This is a genomic window from Haemophilus sp. SZY H8 (genome assembly GCF_018829755.1).
GTDB classification, from domain to species: Bacteria; Pseudomonadota; Gammaproteobacteria; order Enterobacterales; family Pasteurellaceae; genus Haemophilus; species Haemophilus haemolyticus_K.
The window spans coordinates 123,912-146,692 of sequence record NZ_JAHKJY010000004.1; the positions used below are offsets into that span (position 1 = coordinate 123,912).

At 38.5% G+C, this 22,781-nt stretch carries 22 protein-coding genes; 4 read left to right on the forward strand and 18 right to left on the reverse strand.

Translation table 11 applies throughout. The annotated features are described in order from the left end of the window. The 8 genes from KKW16_RS07630 to KKW16_RS07665 all read right to left on the reverse strand — a co-directional run bounded on the left by KKW16_RS07630 (position 1) and on the right by KKW16_RS07665 (position 7,935). On the reverse strand, positions 1 to 288 hold the full coding sequence (locus KKW16_RS07630; RefSeq protein WP_373454881.1) for a c-type cytochrome: 288 nt from the start codon (positions 286 to 288) through the stop codon (positions 1 to 3). 33 nt (positions 289 to 321) lie between these two features. Continuing rightward, positions 322 to 804 carry a TlpA family protein disulfide reductase gene (locus tag KKW16_RS07635; protein ID WP_111407877.1) on the reverse strand — a complete coding sequence of 161 codons (483 nt, stop codon included), beginning with the start codon at positions 802 to 804 and terminating at the stop codon, positions 322 to 324. Next, positions 791 to 1,465, reverse strand: a complete 675-nt coding sequence (locus KKW16_RS07640; RefSeq protein WP_005636775.1) for an ABC transporter ATP-binding protein — start codon at positions 1,463 to 1,465, stop codon at positions 791 to 793. The genes KKW16_RS07635 and KKW16_RS07640 overlap by 14 nt, the downstream gene beginning before the upstream one ends. A 41-nt stretch (positions 1,466 to 1,506) precedes the next feature. Next, entirely contained in the window at positions 1,507 to 2,661 is a 1,155-nt protein-coding gene (locus tag KKW16_RS07645) for an ABC transporter permease (protein ID WP_111407878.1), read from the reverse strand. After that, positions 2,648 to 3,988, reverse strand: a complete 1,341-nt coding sequence (locus tag KKW16_RS07650) for an ABC transporter permease (protein WP_048953614.1) — start codon at positions 3,986 to 3,988, stop codon at positions 2,648 to 2,650. Before KKW16_RS07650 ends, KKW16_RS07645 begins: the two co-directional genes overlap by 14 nt. A gap of 2 nt (positions 3,989 to 3,990) precedes the next feature. Then, positions 3,991 to 5,406 carry a Fe-S-containing protein gene (locus KKW16_RS07655; RefSeq protein ID WP_048953616.1) on the reverse strand — a complete coding sequence of 472 codons (1,416 nt, stop codon included), beginning with the start codon at positions 5,404 to 5,406 and terminating at the stop codon, positions 3,991 to 3,993. A 96-nt stretch (positions 5,407 to 5,502) separates the two neighbouring features. Further along, complete coding sequence (locus tag KKW16_RS07660) at positions 5,503 to 6,024, reverse strand: iron transporter (protein WP_005626197.1); 522 nt, start codon at positions 6,022 to 6,024, stop codon at positions 5,503 to 5,505. Positions 6,025 to 6,051: 27 nt separating this feature from the next. Beyond that, the gene (locus tag KKW16_RS07665; protein WP_048953690.1) at positions 6,052 to 7,935 is read right to left on the reverse strand and encodes an FTR1 family iron permease; all 1,884 of its coding nucleotides are present in this window, start codon (positions 7,933 to 7,935) and stop codon (positions 6,052 to 6,054) included. Positions 7,936 to 8,138: 203 nt separating this feature from the next. On the opposite strand from KKW16_RS07665, the gene KKW16_RS07670 reads away from it, so the two are divergent. The 4 genes from KKW16_RS07670 to qseC all read left to right on the forward strand — a co-directional run bounded on the left by KKW16_RS07670 (position 8,139) and on the right by qseC (position 11,606). Then, entirely contained in the window at positions 8,139 to 9,026 is an 888-nt protein-coding gene (locus tag KKW16_RS07670) for a Dyp-type peroxidase (RefSeq protein ID WP_048953618.1), read from the forward strand. Positions 9,027 to 9,157: 131 nt separating this feature from the next. After that, the gene (locus tag KKW16_RS07675) at positions 9,158 to 9,523 is read left to right on the forward strand and encodes a YgiW/YdeI family stress tolerance OB fold protein (RefSeq protein WP_005636761.1); all 366 of its coding nucleotides are present in this window, start codon (positions 9,158 to 9,160) and stop codon (positions 9,521 to 9,523) included. Positions 9,524 to 9,587: 64 nt separating this feature from the next. Further along, a complete protein-coding gene (locus tag KKW16_RS07680) occupies positions 9,588 to 10,250 on the forward strand; it encodes a response regulator (protein WP_048953620.1) in 663 nt (220 codons plus the stop codon). Beyond that, on the forward strand, positions 10,251 to 11,606 hold the full coding sequence (gene qseC, locus KKW16_RS07685; RefSeq protein WP_048953622.1) for a quorum sensing histidine kinase QseC: 1,356 nt from the start codon (positions 10,251 to 10,253) through the stop codon (positions 11,604 to 11,606). 51 nt (positions 11,607 to 11,657) lie between these two features. Here qseC and KKW16_RS07690 read toward each other — a convergent pair whose 3' ends face one another. From KKW16_RS07690 to KKW16_RS07735, 10 genes are all read right to left on the reverse strand, one after another. After that, complete coding sequence (locus KKW16_RS07690) at positions 11,658 to 13,031, reverse strand: sodium-dependent transporter (protein ID WP_048953623.1); 1,374 nt, start codon at positions 13,029 to 13,031, stop codon at positions 11,658 to 11,660. Between the two features lie 59 nt (positions 13,032 to 13,090). After that, positions 13,091 to 13,726, reverse strand: coding sequence for an endonuclease III (nth, locus tag KKW16_RS07695; protein ID WP_005626177.1), 636 nt, complete (start codon positions 13,724 to 13,726; stop codon positions 13,091 to 13,093). Between the two features lies 1 nt (position 13,727). Continuing rightward, positions 13,728 to 14,426 (reverse strand): electron transport complex subunit E, encoded by a 699-nt coding sequence (locus KKW16_RS07700; protein WP_048953625.1) that lies wholly within the window; start codon positions 14,424 to 14,426, stop codon positions 13,728 to 13,730. Position 14,427: 1 nt separating this feature from the next. After that, positions 14,428 to 15,051 (reverse strand): electron transport complex subunit RsxG, encoded by a 624-nt coding sequence (rsxG, locus tag KKW16_RS07705; protein ID WP_048953626.1) that lies wholly within the window; start codon positions 15,049 to 15,051, stop codon positions 14,428 to 14,430. Then, a complete protein-coding gene (rsxD, locus tag KKW16_RS07710; protein WP_048953628.1) occupies positions 15,051 to 16,127 on the reverse strand; it encodes an electron transport complex subunit RsxD in 1,077 nt (358 codons plus the stop codon). Before rsxD ends, rsxG begins: the two co-directional genes overlap by 1 nt. 4 nt (positions 16,128 to 16,131) lie before the next feature. Next, positions 16,132 to 18,507: an electron transport complex subunit RsxC gene (rsxC, locus tag KKW16_RS07715; protein WP_048953630.1), complete on the reverse strand. Its 2,376-nt coding sequence runs from the start codon at positions 18,505 to 18,507 to the stop codon at positions 16,132 to 16,134. After that, positions 18,508 to 19,089 (reverse strand): electron transport complex subunit RsxB, encoded by a 582-nt coding sequence (rsxB, locus tag KKW16_RS07720; RefSeq protein WP_048953632.1) that lies wholly within the window; start codon positions 19,087 to 19,089, stop codon positions 18,508 to 18,510. An 87-nt stretch (positions 19,090 to 19,176) separates the two neighbouring features. Continuing rightward, positions 19,177 to 19,755, reverse strand: a complete 579-nt coding sequence (gene rsxA / locus KKW16_RS07725; RefSeq protein ID WP_048953635.1) for an electron transport complex subunit RsxA — start codon at positions 19,753 to 19,755, stop codon at positions 19,177 to 19,179. Positions 19,756 to 19,846: 91 nt separating this feature from the next. After that, positions 19,847 to 21,979, reverse strand: coding sequence for a YccS family putative transporter (yccS, locus tag KKW16_RS07730; RefSeq protein ID WP_048953637.1), 2,133 nt, complete (start codon positions 21,977 to 21,979; stop codon positions 19,847 to 19,849). 101 nt (positions 21,980 to 22,080) lie between these two features. Further along, a complete protein-coding gene (locus KKW16_RS07735) occupies positions 22,081 to 22,749 on the reverse strand; it encodes a curli polymerization inhibitor CsgI-related protein (RefSeq protein WP_048953638.1) in 669 nt (222 codons plus the stop codon). Between the last annotated feature and the right edge of the window lie 32 nt (positions 22,750 to 22,781).

The following is a 22,781-nucleotide window of genomic DNA, read 5'->3' on the forward strand; positions in this document are numbered from 1 at the left end:
TTATTTTTTTAATGTAGGAACAAGTTCAGATAAGTTTTTTATATCCTCTTCACTTAATTGGCTTTTTATCCTATTGCCCGCTCCTTCAATTTTTCCACTTTTTCGCTCAGAAAGTGCGGTATAAATTTCTTGAGGAGTCAGGTTATTGATAATTCTTGATTCTCCCATAGCAGATTTCTCACCAGATTTTCCATGGCATGTAGTGCAGCTTCGTTTGTAGAGTTTTTCGCCTTGGGCAAGATTAGTATCAGCAAAGGCCACTTTAGTTAAGCTAAGGCCGAAAATCATAATCAGAATTATTGGGTTAGTTTTTTTCATTGTTTATCCTTTAAACAATTTATCTAAATCATTAGATGGAATTGCGCCTTCATATTTAGCTTGAATGTTTCCTTCAGGGCTAATAATAAATGAAGTGGGCGTACCCATAAGCTGATAACGCTCTGCGGTAATTTTCATTTGATCTTTAATTACAGGCAAGTGGAGTTCACGTTTAGCCACTACGGCTTTGGTGTCCATTTTATCGCCATCCACATTAATTGCAATGAGCGAAACTTTGCCAGGATTGTCTTCTACGAGTTTTTCAAATTCTTTTAACTCTGCAATACAATGTCCACAGGTTTCTGACCAAAAAACTAATAATCGTGTGCCTTTCCAATTCTCAAGGTTTGCAGGATTGCCTTGAAGATCATAGGCGGCAATATCAGGCGCTTTTTGCCCTACTGAGGCAACTTCATCTTTACAAGAAACAGCACCAAAAATAACCGCACTTATGGCAACTAATTTCAATAGTTTATTTGTTCGCATGATTTTCTTCCTTTACAAATTTTCCGTGATGTAAATAAATAACACGATCGGTGAGTTCACCTAACTCTGGATTATGTGTCACCATCACAATGGTGCGCCCTTGTTGATTTAGTTTTGTGAGCAAATCTAGCACTAAAGATTCGTTTTGTTCATCTAAATTTCCTGTTGGTTCATCAGCAAAGATAACGGGCGGTTGATTAACTAACGCACGCGCAATACAAACACGTTGTTGCTCGCCGCCTGAAAGTTGGCTTGGTCGGTGATCAATGCGATGGCCTAAGCCTACTTGTTCCAATACCGCTTTGGCGGATGCTTCATCAATCACGCTGTGATAATGTTGTGCCAGCATAACGTTTTCAAGTGCGGTCAAATAAGGGATTAAATGGAATTGTTGAAATACCAAGCCGATTTTTTCAGCGCGGAAACGTTGTCGACCGACTTCATCTAATTGAGCGGCATCCACGCCATCTAAAATGACTTTACCTTCACTAGCGGTATCTAAGCCTGTTAAAATATTCATCAGTGTGGTTTTTCCAGAGCCTGAAGCCCCCATAATCGCCACAAATTCCCCTTGTTTAATTTGAATATTAATGTCTTCCAGAGCGGTAACTTGCCCGAAGCGTTTATATAAATGTTGGGTTTCTATTACAAAGTTGGTCATGGTTTTTCTCTTTTATTATCTAATTTATAGGCGTTTCAGTTTTACTCACCCTTCAACACATTCGCAACATTAATACTCAATGCTCGACGTGTTGGAATAATAACAGCTACAAATGCCACTAATAACGAAAGTACAACCGTAATTGGTAACACTGGTAATCGCATATCAATATAAGATTTGAACACGGTTATTCCTAATACTTGAGCTAATAAATACCCCAAGCCAAGCCCGATAATAATCGCACAAAACGCGATAATTAAAATTTCGGTGCTGATTTGGCGAATGATGTCAAATTTTTTTGCACCTAGTGATTTTTGTAAGGCAAATTCTTTGGATCGTTCACCGACAATTGCAATTAATGTAGTGTTCACACATAAGGTTGCAAGCACCAAAATCACAAGGGAAATTAAGCCCATTAAGCCTTTAATTTTTTCTAAAATTTGTCCTTCTGAGGCGGAAACTTTACGGATCGGGCGAGCGGTTAAATCGGGATATTGTTGCATGATTTTTTCGGCAAATTGATCCACTGTATTAGCGCCTTGCTCATTTTGCACATTGAGTAATGCGTTGTTGACTACGCCTTCTTTATCTAACCAATTTTGTGCAAATTCAACATTCACAATAAGCATATTGTCAGTTGCATCACCAGCTTCTACAATTCCTTTAATGTTAAAACTATGTTTTTCTACGGCATTTTTAGACAGTTGTAGGCTATCTCCCACTTTAACATGTAATCGTTCAGCAAGGGTTTTCCCAATCATTGCATTGCGGTCGTCAAAGTTTACGTTGATTTCGGATCCCGTAACTTGCCAGTAAGGGGCGAGGATGCGCATGGCATCAAAATTTACGCCCATCAGAACAATTTTTTCTAAATCACTGCGTGTGACGCCATAAAGGTAAGGACTGGCAGCCGTGATAAAACCATCTGGTGCTTTTTGCAAAATTGCGTTTAATTCTGCTTGATTCATCATTCCGCCATCGGCTGAACCAATGTAGAAATTTGCTCCGAAAGTACGCAGTTCTTGGCTCATTTTGGTATTGATGTCGAAGTAAACGGCAGCCATTGCAGTGACAATACTTGCGCCCACAGTAAGTGCAGTGAAAATAATCAATACTCGTTGGAGGCGTAGTCGCAATGCGCGGAAAATTAATCGCCAGAACATGCTTTGAGTATTCGCGCTTTTATGCTCTGCCATAAAGCACCTCGACAGGGTAAAGTTTAGCGATTTTATGCGCAGGGAACCAAGTGCCAATTACAGCAATAAGAATGGAGAGTACGAGAACACAAGGTACGACGATCCAAGCAAAATCAAGAGGTGCACCAAATAGTGCAGCACCGATAAATTTGGCTAATCCCCATCCGGCTAAACAGCCAAATATTCCGCCTACTAATGCACTTAACACCGCTTCGCAGTAGAACAGTAAGGTAATTTGCCATTGATAAGCGCCTAGTGCTTTCATTAAGCCAATTTCTTTTGAGCGTTCTATAATTCCTGCACTCATTAAGGAAGCAATACCCATTGCTGCGGCGATTAATGCCGCGAAGGTAACGACCGCTAGTAAGAGTTGGATTTTACCAATCACTACACCTTCAGAAGCTGCAACTTGCCAAATTGGGCGAACCATTGCGCCAGAAATTGCTTCTTCTAATTGATGAGAAATTGAAGAAACATAAGCGGTGCAATACCAACGGTCATAGGCTTCCGCATCTAAGGCATCCGTATTGGCGCGCGCTTTACGGGAAAGATCGTTTTCTGGCACAGTGAGGGCAGATACGCGGACGGATTGCACTTTGCCTTCTAAACCTAGCAAATTTTGCACCGCACTGAGGGGCATCACAAGCTGATTATCTTCTGTTCCCCCCGTACTTAAAATGCCTTTAATTTCTACCGCACTTTGTTGGCTTTCGCCGTTATCGTTTGTGTAGCTTAAGCTAAGTTTATCGCCAATTTTCCAACCATTACTTTTGGCAAGTTGTTCGCCAGCAAGAGCAGGGACGATTTCTCCAAAGTCATTGTTTAAATCATCAACCCATTCCCCTTCTACTTTCCAGTAAGGGCTAATGATTCGTTGTCCTGTGTGGTAATCTTCTTCATCAGGCACGGCAATATTATGATCAAAGAAGGTACCAAGCACATTAATCGTTTTCGGCGCTGAAAGTGCGGTGGAATTTTGTGAAGATTTTGTCACCTGTACATTTGCTGAAAGCAATGGGGCAAAACCCACGATATTATTTCGCCAGAAAATATCTTTGATATTGGGAAGCTCTTTTTCATCTAAAAAATCTTGGCTAGATAATGAAGCACTATGACTGAGTTCATCAGGCAATGCTGCATTGCTGGCTGGCTCCACCAAAATATTGGCACCGTAAGATTTCAGCTCTTTTGCCATTTTGTCACCAATATCAATGGAAACGGCAAGCAGCGCGGAGACTAAGCCAGCGGCTAAGAAAATAGTGATAATGGCGAGCAATTTACGTTTGATACCAAATCGCCAAGATTGAAATAACATTCGAGCAAGCATTGTTATTCCCCTTTTGGATTTTCGTTTTTGTTAATACCGAGATAGTTATCGGGATTATCGCGGAATAAATCGAGATTTTTTTCGTTCTCAAAGAAATAAGTATGCCCTTCGTGGCTATATTTATATTCAGTTTTAGTGTTTTTGAGTTTGGCGCCACTAATCGGATCTTGCACTTCAATTTCCACAATCGTACTGAATAGATTTAAGCCATCTTCAAGGCTTTTACGAGAAATCACGATTTCATTGTCAGTTTGTTGCCAATTTTCAATCGGTACAGGGTTGCAACCGCCCGGTTTACCGATAGATGGAATAAAGAGATGCACGCCACAACCAACACAGACTACTTGATTGCCTTGCATGACATAGCCTTGATCGCCGCAGAGTAGGCAAGCATCGAATACTGCCGCCATACTGACTTTATTCGGTTGGCGATTGATAATGAAAAAGCGTACGGCTTTGCCATCATCAGCAATCCAAACAAAGCGGTGAAGTTTACCGTCTTTAAGTGGCTCTAGAGCTAAATGCACTTCATTTTTGTCATTAAGTTGTACTGGAACTGCTTCAGAAAGCTGTGGTGGTTGAGAGGCAACTTTTTCCCAATAAAGTTGGCTTGCAGCAACAAATAAAATACCCAATATGCCCCAGTAAATGGTGCGTTTTGATGTTTGTACGAAGGCTAATTTTTTGCGTTTTTCAATCAGATCTTTTTCGGCTTTAGCTTCTCTTAAACGTTTTGAATGTGTTTGAATGGTAAAAATACACAAAACAGCGAGCATTAACACAACACAAATGATATTGAGCCAAGCGGTGATTTCCCCTGATTTTGCCACAAAACTTAACCGCACTTTGGTGAGTTCAATGAGTTGTAATTTCATTAGGGTAAGCAGTAGTTCTGCTACAATCGGAAGAATTAACGCGATAAAAAGTAAAAAGCTGAGTGCTAAAAGTGCGGTAGATTTTCCTTGTGTTTTTTGTTGCTGTTTAAGTAAGAAATAGAGCCATGCACTTGAGGCTAAACTAAAAATTACGCCAAAAATGACCGCACTTATATTTAAAATAAAATCAGTGTTGATGACATCTGTGTTGGTGAGTGCGGTGATGTTTGGATCTTTCGCCCAAGTTGCTCCCGCGATAAGCATTAATGCAAATTGCCAGAATGCGGCAAGGTTTGATGATTTGCTCCATTGGCTGATTGCAAAAAGTAAAAAGATAATTAAAAAGCCGATGGTTAGAATAAGATTGGTGGTTTGTCCATTAGGAATATTTAGTCGTAGGACAACACCCAAAGCCAAGCCAATAAGGCTTAACCAAATAAGCGTTTTAGGCGAAATATTGCCTTTTTTAATTGCCCAAGATGCACCGAGTAAAAGCGAAATTGGCAAAAGAGCTTGCAAAACAAAAATGAAAAAATAAGTCATAGAAAGCGGATTTTTAAATGGTAGGGTGGGCTTTAGCCCACCGTTTTTTTATGTCTGATTGTTAATTGGTGGGCTGAAGCCCACCCTACAGCACTATTATTTTAAACCAGTAAATTTAAATTCATAATTTACATCAAATGGTTTCCACCAACGACCCACGCCAGTTTCTTCGTCAGTGTGGCGGTGCATACCAGCTTTTGGTGGCGGATCGATATGGTAAGTTAATTTGTAGTTACCCACGCCCATCATTTTGATGTTTGCGCCATAGTGTGGGCCATCGCCAGCAACCATTGGCATGAAGGTACCTTCTTGTTTAGCACCAGTATCGGTATTAACTAAGGTATAGTTGATGGTTAAATAAGGCATCCATTCACCTTCACCAAAACCGTTTTTGTTACCTTTCACTGCATGAATGTCTGCTTCTAAGTGAATGTCAGATTTTGCTGCAGGTAAGCCCATGCCGCGAGGTTCCATATCTACTGGTTTTAAGTAAACCGCTGCAATTTCCATGTCATTCATAGTAACTGCTTCACCGATTGGATATTCTTGGAATGCGTAAGCAGAAGTTGCTGCAAACATTCCTGCTAATAAACTTGCGCTAAGAAGTGCTTTTTTCATAGTTTCTCTCCTGAGATGAGTTTTGAGTTAATTTGAAACCGCTTTTTTGCTTTGATATTTCATAACAAACAAAGCAAAAATAGCAGCAAGAATTAAGATTGCTTGTGGTACAAGGGTTTCCACATAAGGATAAACACCTAACCACGAGATTTCTGGTACACCGTTAATTAATGTCGGTTCAAACAGTTTACCTTCAATAAGTTCAAGTACAGATTTGCCAGCGAATACAAATGCCATTAAATACATAAATGAACCAGTAAACATAAAGAATGGTTTTAATGGCAATTTAACCACGGTGTAACGCATTATAAAGTAGCAAATCGCGAGTAAAATCACCCCGCAAATAAAGCCGGCAAAAAGATAGGCTAAACTAACCGCACTTTTCGCATCGCCAACTAGGGCATAATAGAACAATACGGTTTCTGCGCCTTCACGATATACAGCAAGGAAACTGGTCAGCCATAAGCCGAATAGAGAGCCTGCTGTTAATGCCGTTGATAGTTTACCTTCGAGATAGCGTTTCCAGTTTTGTGCTTCGACTTTAGAAAGCAACCAGTAACTCATACTAAACAACATGAAGACTGCAATAATCATTGTGAAACCTTCAAGCAATTCGCGGTTTTGGCCTGAGTTTTCAAAAATAAGTTGGAATATGAATGCGGTAACGACGCTTGCCCCTAACGCCACATAAACGGATTGGCGAATAACTGGCAATTTATCGTGATGATTATTTTTTACCATATAAGCCACAATAGCGGCAACAATTAATAATGCCTCTAAGCCTTCACGTAAAATAATAAGCAAGCTATATAAGAACATGGACCAATCACTTTGTTCTCTGCCTTGTAATATTTGAACGGCTTTCGCTAAGTTTTGGCTTAAACCTGTAGCTTGTTCCTGTAATTTGTCGCCATTTCCCGCTTTCATCAGACTGACTAAACGGGTGAAATAACCTTCTAATTCTGCTTTAAAATTGCTATCGCGCGAGCCCACTTTATTTTCCATACCAGAATTTTCAAATACATCAAAGTAAGTGTCTTGTACAGAAAGCATGGCTTTTTTTGCATCGCCTTGTTCATAAAGGGCAATAGCTTGTTGAATACGTTGGTTGATTTCAGTCGTAATTTTTGCCCAATCTTGCTCTGCAACGTTATCTGAAGTTTGCGCTTGTGATTGTGTCGCTTGAGCGTTTTGTTCATCGCGAGTGGTAGGCAAATTAGGAAGCTGCTCTTCAATATCTTGCAAGAGTTGTGTGCTTTGGTAAGCAATTTCTGTCATTTGATCAGGTTGTTCACTCAAACGAATCAAATTATAGAATTGTTGATTGATCGCGGCTGAAATTTCAGAAGAGCGGTTAGTTCTAACCGACATTTCCATTTCAGAGTTTTTGTAGCCGTCATATTGAGCTTGTTGGAATGCTTTTTTAGCATTGGCAAAATCACCGCTTTCATAAGCGGTAATGGCTTGTGCAATAAAATCATCAATGGTTTTGAAACTTTGTTGCCAATAAGGTTTGATGGCTTGATTATCATAAACGCCGTGCTGACTATCAGCATTGAGTTGATGCCCTTCAACAAGAGAAGGTAAAACTTGGTGTAATTCATTTTTTAAACCGTTGATTTTGGCTTGAACCTCATTCATTGGTTTACCTTCGCCAATCATCTTGCGAATCTCACCAAAAGTGGCTTCCATTTGATAGCTTTTTTGCGCTGAAAAATTAATGCGAATCGGACCTTCTAAATTTTCAAATATTTCAAAATAGGCCATTTGTACTTCTGTTTTGGCATCATCAATTTTGTTTTCTTTAAGAAGTTGTTCGGTGTGATTCAAGCGTTGAGTGATGTCATCTACCCATTTTTGATAGTTGTTTGCAAAAACAGATTGAGACAAAAGAAAGAGGAAGGGAATCATTACGTAACGAAAAACGCGAAACATAAGAGTTAATCCTTTAAATGAAATTTATTCTTATTTAGAGGTTATATTAAATAATAAAAAACCGCAATAATGAAATCGTATTTTTGTGATGGAAATCAATTTATGCTGAAATATTTAGGATTTTTATACAGTGTTTTTGTATAATTTGACCGTTTTTTTATTGATGTACGGAGATTTTTATGACTGCGCAAACGGGTATTTTACTTGAATCTTGTAAAGCAGGTGTATTTTTAGAAGCAAATATTACGGATTATTCTGTTGTCTCTAAAGCTATTCATCAATTCCTTGATAGTCTTGAACAGTTACAACAAGCGTATCCTGATGCTCGTCTAGGTGCTGTGCTCGCTTTTGGTGATAGCGCATGGAAAAAGTTAGGTGGTCAAAGTGCGGCAGAGCTTAAACCTTTCGTAACCTTAGGCAAAGGTGATCTATCTGCGCCTAGTACGCAAACTGATCTTTTAGTGCATATTCAATCGTTACGCCCTGATGTTAATTTTTCTGTGGCACAAGCTGCAGTGAATGCTTTTGCTCAAGCTATTGATGTTCAGCAAGAAATTCATGGTTTCCGTTGGGTGGAGGAACGAGATCTCACCGGTTTTATTGACGGAACTGAAAACCCAAAAGATGCAAAGCGAGCAGAAGTTGCCTTAATTTCAAATGGCAATGATAAAGATGGGAGTTATGTGTTTACTCAACGTTATGAACATAATCTCGCTAAATGGGAAAAATTAAATACAGCAAAACAAGAAAATGTGTTTGGACGCACTAAAACGGATAGCGTAGAAATGGAAGACAAGGCGGATACTTCTCATGTTGGTCGTACAGATTTGAAAGAGAATGGCAAGGGATTAAAAATCTTACGTCAAAGCTTACCTTATGGTACAGCGAGCGGTACGCACGGATTATTCTTTATTGCTTACTGTGCAACGCTTTATAACATTGAACAACAGTTGCTTAATATGTTTGGTGAAAAAGACGGAAAAACTGACCGCATTTTAGGTTTCACCAAGGCTGTAACGGGCGCTTATTATTACGCACCATCTATTGAGCAGTTGAATAAACTTTAATTTATGAAAAACCTAAATTAAAAAAATTTAGGTTTTTTTATGTTTCTTAACTTTTTCTTAAGATTTATTTGTTTTAATACACACATCCAAGCAATGGTGCTTGAAATTAACTTAATTAAAAAGGAAACATTATGAAAAAATTTGCATTAGCAACAATCTTCGCATTAGCAACCACTTCTGCATTTGCGGGTTTTAACGGCGGAAATACTCAAGGCGGTTTTCAACAAGCAACCCCTTCAGCAATTAGTGTAAAACAAGCTTTATCTGCAGCAGATAATTCAATGATTACTTTAGTGGGTAATATCACACAACAAATTGATGACGATGAATTCTGGTTTAGCGATGGCACAGGTCAAATCAAAGTAGAAATTGAACGTCACGTTTGGAATGGATTAAATGTAGATCCAAGCGATAAAGTGAAGGTTTACGGTAAACTAGATAACGAAGCATTCGAGAAAGCAGATCTTGAAGTATTACGTATCGAAAAAGTAAAATAATCATTCTTTGAAAATGGCGAGCATTAGCTCGCTGTTTTTGTTTATAAAGAGCGGTCAATTTTTTATGAGAATTTTATTGATAGAAGACGATAATCTAATCGGCAATGGTTTACAGATTGGTTTAACGAAACTAGGTTTTGCTGTGGATTGGTTTACGGATGGAAAAACAGGAATGGATGCCTTAACCTCTGCGCCTTATGATGCGGTTGTGTTAGATTTAACTTTGCCGAAGCTTGATGGATTAGATGTATTGCAACAATGGCGCTCCAAGCATCAAGATGTCCCAGTATTAATTTTGACTGCCCGTGATACCTTAGATGAACGTGTAAAAGGATTGCAAAGTGGAGCGGATGATTATCTTTGCAAGCCTTTTGCTTTGGCTGAAGTTGCAGCGCGCTTGCAAGCGCTTATTCGTCGTCGTTATGGTCATCATCATTCTGTGATTGAGCATGCTGGCGTTAAACTCGATCCAAATCAGCGTTCTGTTTGGTTGAATAATCAACCCATTTCTTTAACAAGCCGTGAATATAAATTACTTGAATTATTTATGCTGAATAAAGATCGCGTACTGTCTCGCGCATCTATTGAAGAAAAATTATCAAGCTGGGATGAAGAAATTAGCAGCGGAGCGTTAGACGTGCATATTTATAATTTGCGTCAGAAATTAGGTAAGCAATTTATTCGAACAGTACACGGCGTTGGATATGCGTTGGGAGTAACCCAATAAATGAAAAACAAACGTTTAAGTTTTCGTCTTATTTCTGTTCTTTCTTTCACCGCACTTTTTGTGTGGGGCGTATCTACTGCTGTCGCATGGTGGCAGGTGCGTAGTGAAGTGAATGATGTTTTCGATGCCCAACAAATCCTTTTTGCTGAACGCCTTGCCAATTCAGATCTTAGTCATATTCTGTTAGAGCATGTGGAAGATATTAATAAAATCCAGCCACATTCGTTCAAGAAAAACTATGATGATGACGCATTAGCTTTTGCTATTTTTTCTAAGGATGGCAAACGTTTATTAACAGATGGACGTAATGGCGATAATTTTGTGTTTGATAATGAAATTGGATTTGCGAAAGGCTATATGCTGAATGATGACGATGAATGGCGTATTTTCTGGCAGCCTGTAGCAAATGGAAATTTGATTATTGCCGTTGGGCAAGAGCTTGATTATCGAGAAGATCTAATTGAGGAAATGATCTTTGGGCAAATGTGGATTTGGTTTGCGAGTTTGCCTATTTTGATCATCGTTTTAGGATGGTTGATTCATAAAGAACTTCGACCGATTAAACGTTTAAGCCAAGAAGTTCAAACGAGAAAATCTGGTGATGTGTCATTGTTGAATACAGAGGGCTTACCTGTTGAGATTTTACCCTTAGTAAAAAATTTAAATCAATTTTTTGACCGCACTTCGGCTATGCTACAACGTGAACGCCGTTTTACCTCTGATGCCGCCCATGAATTGCGTAGTCCATTGGCGGCATTGCGTATTCAAACTGAAGTTGCTCAACTGGCGGGTGATGATGGGGAATTGCGAGAACAAGCACTTTTGCATTTAACACAAGGGATTGATCGTGCATCGCAGTTAATTGAGCAACTTTTGACGCTTTCAAAACTGGATAATTTACAAGAATTGGAAGAATTACAGCCTATTGATTGGGAAGGCATCATTCAATCGCTGATTGCTGAGCGTTATTTTGTGGCTGAAAAGCGTAAAATTACCTTGGCTTTTGAGAAAGAATCTGAACCAAAGCAGAAACAAGGGCAACCAATTTTAGTTTCATTGATGCTTAGAAATTTACTCGATAATGCCATTAAATATTGCCCAGAAGACACAATTGTTTCAGTGAAAATCGCATCTTCTCAGATTATTATTGAAGATAATGGTGGTGGTGTTGAACCTGAAGATTTGAAAAAACTTGGTCAGCGTTTTTATCGCCCAGCTGGGCAAAATGAAAAGGGCAGTGGTCTAGGGCTTTCTATTGTCATGCGAATTGCAGAATTACACGGATTCAAAGTGCGGTTAGAAAATGTGATAAAAGAAGGGCAGCGAATTGGCTTAAAGGCACAAATATTTTTATAGACATTTTCTTTAAAAAAAAAGAAAACCGAGTAAAGACTCGGTTTTTCTTTTTTAGAATAGGTTGCTGATAAAGATGACTAAAATAATCACTGGTACAACGAATTTCACATAGTTAAACCAGATTTTAGTAAATGTTGACTTAGGTGTTGGAGAAAGTTCTTTTTTCGCTTCATCTTTTAACACGAAACCAACGAAAATAGCACAACCAAGTGCGGTCAGCATAAAGAGAATATTTCCACTGACATAATCATAGAAATCAAAAATGCTTTTGCCGAAAATGGTGACATCTTTCCATACATTATCCCCTAAAATTGCTGGAATATTACCTAAGACAAAAATACCACCAAGGGTTAAGACAATCGCTTTGCCACGGCGCATTCTGAGCTTTTCTTGTAATGCGGTAATGATTACTTCATAAATTGTGATAGAAGTAGTTAGCGCAGCTATTAATAATAAGCCGAAGAAAATAATTGCAAAGAATTTACCCGCCCATAAGTGAGAGAATACGATAGGTAAACTTTGGAATACTAAAGTTGGACCTGCATTTGGTTCAATCCCAAAGGTGAAAAGTGATGGGAAGATCATAAAGCCAGCAAGTACGGCAATAATTGTGTTGGTGAAACCTGTAATAACTGCAGTTTGTATTAAGTCTTCTTCTTTATTTAAGTAACTGGAAAGCGTAATTAATACGCCAAAACCAAGGCTTAATGCGAAGAATACTTGACCTAAAACAAAGATAAATAATTGTGGTGTAATTTTGCTGAAATCTGGCTTCAAATAGAATGTAATTCCTTCCATTGCACCTGGTAATGTGACGTTGCGAATAACCATTCCAATGAGGAAGATGAATAGCAATGGCATTAAATATTTTACAGAACGCTCAATCCCACCAATGATCCCTTTAGCTAAAATAATGTAATTCACCACAACAAATAAGAAGGTGTACAGCATAATTTCATAAGGGCTATTGCCGATATGAAGTTCGTAGAAATCTTTGGCGACATCTTTAGTAATAGGTGTTGAGATATCTAAGGTACCGCTGATTAGGCTAATGATATAAGAAATAACCCAGCCACCAAGCACCATATAATACGCCATGATACCGAATGAACCGAGTAAGCCCATGTAGCCAAGGATTTTCCAATATTTGGAAATGCCTTTTCCTTTATCCAGAATTTTATCGCCAAAGGCATCAATGGAATTTACACGTAATCGACGACCGATCACGTTTTCAACGAGAATCATCGGAATACCGATTACGATCATTGCGATACAGAAAAGTAGAACGTAGGCTCCGCCACCATTTTCGCCCACAAGGTAAGGGAAGCGCCAAGTAGCGCCGAAACCGACAGTTGCGCCTGCGACAGTCATGACATAAGTGAGTCGGCTCGACCAAGTTTGTCGCTGTTTATTATTTGTTGTCATTTGTTTTCCTATTTTTAATAAAAAGTGCGGTAAATAATTAGAGTGTTTTATCGCAAAAATTAAAACTCAATTTTTTCTTTATATTCACACAGATCTTCAATAATGCATGAGCCACAACGAGGTTTACGTGCGATACAAGTGTAGCGCCCATGTAAAATTAACCAATGGTGAACATCCACTTTAAATTCATCAGGTACGACTTTAAGCAGTTTTTCTTCTACTTTTACCACGTCTTTACCCGGTGCAAAATTAGTTCGATTGCATACACGGAAAATATGGGTATCCACCGCAATGGTTGGATGACCAAATGCCGTATTTAGTACAACATTGGCTGTTTTTCTACCCACACCTGCTAATGCTTCTAGGGCTTCGCGATTTTCGGGCACTTCGCCGTTGTGCTTTTCAATTAAATCACGGCAGGTTTTGATAATATTTTCTGCTTTGCTATTAAAAAGCCCGATAGTTTTAATATAGCTTTTTAAACCATCTAATCCTAAATCTAAAATCGCTTGAGGCGTGTTTGCAACAGGGAATAGTTTTTCTGTCGCTTTATTCACACCTTTATCAGTTGCTTGTGCCGATAGAATTACCGCAATTAATAATTCGAAAGGCGAATTATACTGTAATTCTGTAGTCGGGTGGGGATTTTGATCTCTTAATCGGGTTAATATTTCGATTCTTTTTAATTTATTCATCTTATTTATCAATTCGATTTTTTATTGCAAGGAGCAAGCCTAATCCTATAAATGCGCCTGGTGGCAGAATGAAAAGTAAAAAGCTACTGTCTGTATGGTAAATATGGAGCGTTAAAAACTTAGCTTGTTCGCCAAATAGATTTTCGATACCATCAAAAACCGTACCTTGCCCAATAATTTCACGCAATGCACCAAGTACTGTCAAGCTAAGTGCCATCCCTAATCCCATTGAGAAACCATCCCAAACGGAATGGAGTAAGCTGTTTTTTGAGGCGAACGCTTCTGCTCGACCAATCACAATACAGTTGGTAACGATGAGTGGAATAAAAATCCCAAGTGATTGATAAAGCGTATAGGTATAAGCATTCATTAAAAGTTGAACGACAGTTACTGTTGTCGCAATGATCATCACATAGATTGGAATGCGGATTTCATTCGGAATATATTTACGGAAAAGTGAAATAACCGTATTTGTGCAAGTGAGCACAAGCATTGTCGCTAAACCTAAACCAAGTGCATTGGTGGCGGTGCTAGACACCGCTAAAAGCGGACAAAGCCCGAGAAGTTGAACAACCGCTGGATTATTTTTCCAAATTCCTTGAGCAAAGATTTCTTTCCACATGGATTTTTGTTGATTTTCAACCGTACTTTCTATTTTTTCTTCTTCAAGTGCGGTATTTTTTTCAGTTAAATCTGTCATATTATTTCACTTGTGTTGAAAGCCGTTGTAACAAGGCTTGGTTATTTAGCATGATTAATGCGGATCGTTTAGTTTGATTCACCACTGCGCGAGGTGTAATGGTTGCACCAGAAAATTGATCAAATTTCCCACCATCTTTTTTTACCGCCCATTCGCTTAAATTATGCTCATTAATCGATTGATGAGTGAAATTTAGAATCCAGTTGGAAATACGGAGTTCAATTTTATCGCCTAAACCAGGAGTCTCATGGTGTTCGATTACTCGTACACCTAATATTTCACCTTTTGGATCTAATCCCACAAGCAAGCGAATATCGCCAGAATAGCCATCAGGTGCAGTGGTTTCATAGGCATAGGCAGAAACATTTCCATCTTTTTTCGCAAAATAAATTTTCTGAATGCCCTCCAAATTTTTATCTTGAGGGATAACCGCACTTTCTAGCAAATTATTATTGAAATAATCTTGTGGAATGACTTGTAAAAGTAATTCTCGTTGTTGTGCCGCCATCACCGCGTCAATTTTATCTTTTGTTAGGAAAAAAATACCCGCAGAAATTGCTGTGCAGAGTAGGGCGACAAAGCCTAATAATATCCCGTAACGCGATGTGATTTTTACTGTGCCCATTATTTTTTCCCTTTTGTTGGATAACCAGATACTCGAGGACGCGTGTAATGATCGATAAGTGGAACGCAAATATTACTTAATAAAATTGCGAATGCTACACCATCTGGAAAGTTTCCGTGATAGCGAATGAGATAGACAAATAACCCCACTAATGCGCCAAAAATAATTTTTCCTCGTGGTGTAATGGAAGCTGTGACAGGATCTGTCGCAATAAAAAATGCGCCAAACATCATTGCGCCACTAACTAGTTGGCTAATTGCACTTAAATGCGTGAAGCCAGTAAAAGCGGTCGCGGTGGCTAAACAGAAAAAGGTGACAAGCATCGCCACTGGAATTTGCCAATGAATGACACGTTTTAAAATAAGGAAAATTCCGCCCACTAAGAAAGCCACGTTGACTTGCCACCAGCCTTGAGCAAAGTCGGTTCCATTACCCATAAAAATCGGGAGTTTAATTAATTCATAAAAATCATTTAATTGAGTGTGACTTTTATAGAAAATTTTTGCACTATCCAAAGGCGTTGCTTGGGTGATGCCATCAATGTTATGTGTAAGTTGTGAAAGCGTAAATCCATCAGTGGTTAAACCTGAAAATATTAATGAGAACGCATCTGAAAAAGTCGGTGGTTCCTGTAATAAATTAATTGCTGGCATCCAAGTTGTCATTTGTAACGGAAATGAAATTAGAAGAATTACATAGCCAATCATCGCTGGATTGAATGGATTTTGTCCTAAGCCACCATAAACCTGTTTACCTAATAAAACTGCACAAAGTGTTCCAATGATGATGATCCAATAAGGCGCATAAGGTGGAATAGCCATCGCCAAAATTAAAGCAGTTAGGGATACGCTGAAATCTGAAAGATAATTTAGCGGTTTTTTACCACGTAATTTTATTGCAATAAATTCTGCAATGATTGCTGTACCAATAGCTAATACGGATTGGAGCACCACGCCAAATCCAAAATAATAAATTTGCGTGAAAAAAGCTGGCATCATTGCCAACATGACCCAAAGCATAATACGTGCTGTGAGTTTCCCCGAATGAGTATGAGGAGAGCTAACCATTTTAAACATTATTTTATTCCTGATTGTTTTCTAATGTTGCTTGTGTTTTTGCCAGTTTTTTCGCTTTTGCTCGAGCAATAGCCGCAGCTACTGCTGCTTTTTTCGGATCAAGTGCGGTTGAATTTTCGTCTGTTTTTTCTACCGCACTTTCTACGGTTTGAGTATTTGAGACTGATTCAGAGGTTTCATTTGCTTGAGCAAGTTTTTTTGCTTTTGCACGAGAAATCGCAGCGGCTACCGCCACTTTTTTCGGATCAAGTGCGGTTGAATTTTCTTCTGTTTTTTCTACCGTACTTTCTACGGTTTGAGTATTTGAGACTGATTCAGCGGTTTCATTTGCTTGTGCAAGTTTTTTTGCTTTTGCACGGGCAATCGCTGCAGCTACCGCTGCTTTTTTCGGATCAAGTGAGGTTGAATTTTCTTCTGTTTTTTCTACCGCACTTTCTACGGTTTGAGTATTTGAGACTGATTCAGCGGTTTCATTTGCTTGTGCAAGTTTTTTTGCTTTTGCACGGGCAATCGCTGCCGCTACCGCCGCTTTTTTCGGATCAAGTGCGGTTGAATTGTCGTCTATTTTTTCTACCGCATTTTCTACGGTTTGAATATTTGAGACTGATTCAGCGGTTTCATTTGCTTGTGCAAGTTTTTTCGCTTTTGCTCGAGCAAGTGCGGCTGCAACCGCTGCTTTTTTCTCATCGGTTGGTTGAGTTTGTTGTTCTTGGTTTTCAACTTGAGATTCTACTTGCTGACGAGCCAGACGACGGGCTTTACGTTGTGCCATTAAATCAGTGTTATCAGGTAAAACTTCCCCTTTTTCTGAGGTAATTGTTTTAACTTGTATTGATTCTGTTTCATTGGCTTTTTTCGCTTTCAAGCGTTCTAGCGCTGCTTTAACAGGATCTTCACCTTTGGTTTGCGCTAATTCTTCTCGACGTGCTTCTGCTGCACGTTGTGAACGTGCTTTACGCTCTTGTTCTTCGCGTTCCATTCGCGCTTGTTTCGCTTCAAAGCGAATTTTGGCTTCATCTGATTTTTTCTGTTTTTCTTTGATTTGCCAAATTTTTGCTTTTTCTTGGCGGAAATATTGAATCAGTGGAATATGGCTTGGGCATACGTAGGCGCAAATCCCGCACTCGATACAATCTTTGAGGGCGTATTCTTCCGATTTTTTGTGATCTTCACTACGAGCAAACCAGTAGAGTTGCTGTGGCATCAAGTTGACTGGGCAGGCATCAGAACAGCTAGAACAGCGAATACAAGCTTGTTCAGGCTCTGGTTCTGCATATTCAAAATAGTCTGGTGCAAGCAAGCAGTTGACAATTTTTGTCACCGGTGCATTGAGGTTGGAAAGTTCCAATCCCATCATCGGGCCACCCGCAAACACTGGATAACGTTCATCAAATTGATAGCCCGCATGCGTCAATACTTGAGAAATTGGTGTACCAAGTCGGACCCAATAATTACCTTTTTCAGGAATTTTATCACCTGTAAGGGTGACGACACGTTCGATTAAAGGTTCGTCATTTATCACCGCTCTTTTAATTGCAAAGGCTGTACCAACATTATGCATCAGTACGCCAATACTAGAAGAACGTGCACCACTAGGTACTTCCATTCCTGTAAGCAGATAAATAAGCTGTTTTGCGGCACCCGAAGGATATTTTGTTGGAATCACTCGAATGCTAATGTCATTTGCTCCCTGTAGCGCTTTGCGGATTGCCTCTATTGCTTCAGGTTTGTTATCTTCAATGGCGATGACTACATTTTCAGGTCGTAGGATATAACGCAAAATACGAATGCCTTCTATGATTTCATCGGCGCGTTCACGCATAAGACGATCATCACAAGTAATATAAGGCTCACATTCAGCACCATTGATAATTAAAAGTTTGACTTTTTTCTCTGCTGATTGAATTTTAGCGGCCGTCGGAAATACTGCACCGCCCAAGCCAGCTATACCAGCTTGATAGATTTTGTTAATGAGTTGTTCTGGCGAGAGTGTTAAAAAATCATCAATAGGATTACGCTCTAGCCATTGATCTAAGCCATCCGCTTGCAAATGAATTGCAGGTTCATCAAGACCAGACGGATGCGCGGCAACATAAGGTTTAATTGATTTAATTGTGCCTGAAGTTGGCGCATGAACGGGTAGCATACGCAAGCCATCGCCTTGCGTTAAAGCTTGACCTTTTAATACGTAATCGCCTTCCTTTACTAAAAGGTGACCTGTTGTTCCTGCGTGCTGTTTAAGAGGAATATAAAAATCTGTGACTAAAGGGTGATGACGTAATGGTTGTGTATTAGATTGTGATTTCATTTCAGGTGGATGAATGCCACCTTTGAAATCCCATAATTTACCGGAATTGAAACGAGATAATACGTCCGCCATTTATTCCCCCACAACCAATTTTTTTTCAGTACCATTTACATTTATTACTGGAATGACTAATTTTGCATCAAACTTCCAATCCCAATTATCGATATTTTTTTTCACGGGAATCATTGATATACAATCTGTCGGGCAGGGCGCTACGCAAAGTTCACAACCTGTACAGAGATCTGGAATAATCGTATGCATGAATTTATTTGTACCAATAATGGCATCAACAGGGCAGGCTTGAATGCATTTTGTGCAGCCAATACACATATTTTCATCAATAAAAGCGACTTTCTCGATAGGTTCTTCTACGCCGTCCATAGCTGGCACATCAACACCTAAAATCTCTGCGATTTTTACGATAGTAGGTTGACCTCCAGGAATACATTTTGTGATGTCATCTCCATTGCAAATAGCTTCAGCGTATGGTTTGCATCCAGGATAACCACATTGTCCACATTGGCTTTGTGGCAAAATAGCGTCGATTTTTTCCACAATGGGATCGGCTTCAACTTTGAGTTTAAGTGAAGCAAAGCCTAAAATCGCACCGAAAATTAAAGCGAGTAAAGTGATTATGATGAATAGAAGGGTCATTATTTCTTTCTTTTTCCTGAAAAATACTGAGAGAACCCAATAAATAAAATCAAAATGGTAATAGCCATTAAAAGATAGATCATTTTATTACTTCACTAGTCCTGTGAATCCCATAAAAGCAAGAGACATTAAACCAGCTGTGATAAGTGCGATAGATGAACCTTTAAAAGTTAAAGGGACATCGGCCGCTACAAGACGTTCACGAAGCGCAGCAAAAAGCACTAATACAAGTGCAAACCCAAGAGATGCACCAAAACCATAAACGACAGATTCCGTTAAATTATGAGCAAGATTTACATTTAATAATGCGACACCGAGAACTGCACAGTTTGTGGTTATCAAAGGCAAGAAAATTCCAAGTAAACGATATAGCGTTGGACTAGTTTTATTTATTACCATTTCGGTAAATTGTACCACTACGGCAATAACCAAAATAAATACTAATGTACGCAAAAAAGTAGCATTCAAGGGAACAAGAATATAATGATCAACTAAATATGCGCAAAGGGAGGCGACGGTTAATACAAACATTGTTGCTAGTCCCATACCTACTGCGGTTTCAATTTTCTTTGATACCCCCATAAACGGGCATAGTCCTAAGAACTTTACAAGTACAAAGTTGTTAATTAATGCAGTACCGATAATCAATAAAATATAATTTGTCATTTTTCTTTGCCTTTTATGTAGGGAAGTATTATCGCTATTTATGAATTGAAGAACAATAGGTATTTTTAAATGCGGATAACCCTACTATTTATCAGTATTCTTTGTGAAAATAACCATAAAAAGCGGGCAATAATTGTGTGATTAAATTTAGTTGCTGATAAGGCAAGCTAAATGCTGTGCGATCTTGTTCTGTCATTTCTTGTTTCTCTAACTCCTTTAGGTGGGTTTCAATGTTTTTTTGGAGTTTAGCAAATATATCTGGCGGTATTTTTTCGATATTTTCAAGAGAATAAATAATTTTTTTGGCAACAGGATAGAAACCAGATAAAAATTGTGTAGTTTGTTGTAGAGTATTCATTTTTTCACGATAGGAACCTAGCGCAGAAATATAACTTAATAAGGAATAATTCAGTTTAAGTAAATCAAACCCTTGTTGTAAAAATGCTTTGTATTTTTCAGGTTCATTATTCATGTTTGAAAGCGTTGTACTAAGTGCTGCTGCATATTGATGTGCATTACGACGAGCAATGCGATACTTTAGATCATCACTTTTACCAAATTGTAGTTGACTAATAATATGTAAAAGATAAGTTGCATCACTTTGAACCGCTTTATGGCTAACTTTATCTAATTGTAAATATTTCCAATCAGGCCATAAATAAGAAACAGCAAACCATGAGATAGCCGAACCTAGTAATGTATCAAACAAACGAGGCATGAGTGCAGCTGAAGTATTAAAACCCATAACATCAAAGCTTAACAAGACCTGTAATGTGATAAAAAAGGTAGAGAAGCTGTAATTATTACTGCGAAAGAAGAAAAATAGTGTACTAGTAAGGACTACAAGACCCAGCTTAAGTTCTAAGGTTGGATTAAAATAGGGTAAAAGCGATCCTATTACCACGCCAAGAAAAGTGCCGATAATCCGCTGGCGTAAACGTGTTTTGGTGGCAGAATAGTTTGGTTGGCAGACAAAGACAGCGGTGAGTAAAATCCAATAACCAAGATTAAATTGGAAAAACTCTACGATGACACAGCATAAAAAAACCACTATCGATAAACGTATTGCATGGCGGAAGAGTTGAGATTCAAAGGTAAAGTGGCTAAAAATTGCAGTAGAGATATTTTTTAAGCCTGTAATTTGATCCGTATGAATTCTTGCTAAATGATCAGCATCATCTGTTTCTTGAGTAAGTTGTCGAAGTTGCCAGTTAATACTTTGCAAGTTGTCTAGTAGGGTCTGAATCTCAATAAGCTGATCTTTATCGTGGATGTGTTGTTCTCGATATAGCTGGAATGAGTGCAATGTCCCCGATAGTGCGCGCTCAACTCGTTCATTGAATTGATAGTTTTTATTTTGGCGTAAACTCGTTGTTACTTCTCGGCAAGATTGTGCTTGTAATTCTAGTAAGCGCTGAATACGAAAAATTAAGTCTGTATTTTTTAGTTTTTCAGTAATTTGCTGATAATCAAAATGAGTAGAATTTACACGTTCATGGATATCTTGCGCAGCAAAATAATAGCGGAGCATTCGTTGTGTGCGAGGATGTCGATGTTGACCACGAATACGATAGAATAGTGCTGTACGAACAATATTAAATGCAGAAACTACATTTGCATTTTTCATAGCGAAATTAAGATGTTTTTTTTCTATTTCATTTATTTCATCGGGATCAAAAAAATAAGATTTGGCATCTAAGTAATCACCTAGCGCACAGAAAGCTTTAGCAACACTTTCTTGTACGGGACGATTTGGAAAGAATAAATAGACAATGAGTGTTATTACACTATAAAGTAGTGTACCACATAGAATCATGACAGGGTTGATAAACCATTCATGTATTTCAGGTGTATAGGTTAGTGTAGTATAAAGTGCCACAACTAGTGTACCAAATGCAATGGTACTATAGCGTTGCCCAACAGCACCTATCATAGTAAAAATAAATGTAAGCGCAGTCATCAAGGCAATATATTGTATTGGCTTGCCGATATTTAATTGGACAATAAAGGATGAAATAGAGAAAGCTATCAATGTATAAAAGACATTTTTTAAACGCCCAGTTAAACGATTGTCTAAATCAACTAACCCTCCTGCAATAATACCTAGAATTAAAGGCATAGACTGTTGAGAGATATTAAATGCCCATACGCTAATTGCGGCAATATTTACAGCAATAAAAATAGGAATGGCAGCAATCACTTTAGCATTTAACCAGTTGTTCATTATTCATCCTTATTACAATAGAAAAAGTGAGCAGCAAGGCTCACTTTTATTATCTATATAAGCGTACTCAAACATCAAAGCTTTTTGAACGAGATGATGCGTTAATTGTGGGATTTTGCCCAGTTTAAGAAACGTATTTGAGTTTCCTTATCTGCTTGTTGGAACCAGTATTGAAGTTGCTGTTCTGCAACATTCTCACCTTGAACAACAACTTTCCCTTTGTTTATTTTAGCATTGCTTGCAGAAGCAATTGGCATTGTGGTTGGTATTGCTGCAGTCGAAAATGCTGCAACAGATGCGATTGCACCTGAGGAATTATATGTAGAAAGATCGTTTACCACGTTTGCACTAGGGAATAAACCCTCTTGTTTTAAAACATCCACTTTCGCTGCAATAGTATTACCTGATTTGCTAGTAATATTAATTGTTGGTGTACTATTAAATTTTTCACCTTCGGAGCGGCTACGGATTGAAGGTGCAGAGATAGTAATATCTTCTGGGGAACCTTTGAATGTAACAATGATAGGACTAGATTCAAATAAAGATTGATTAGAACCTGAACCAACAATATCACCTAAACGAACAACTACTTGATGTGTTTCAGTATCATTGATGTTAAATGATTTTGTTTCTTTTAATAATGCTTTTGATGCTTTTTGTCCATCAATGGCTAAAAACTCAAGATTAGATGACGTTGAAACCATTCCAGCAAAGCTCGTTGAGCTAGCACATAATACCGCTAGGCTTAATGCAATAGTGCGTAATTTCATAATTGCTCCTTTTAATAGATAAAAATGAGAAC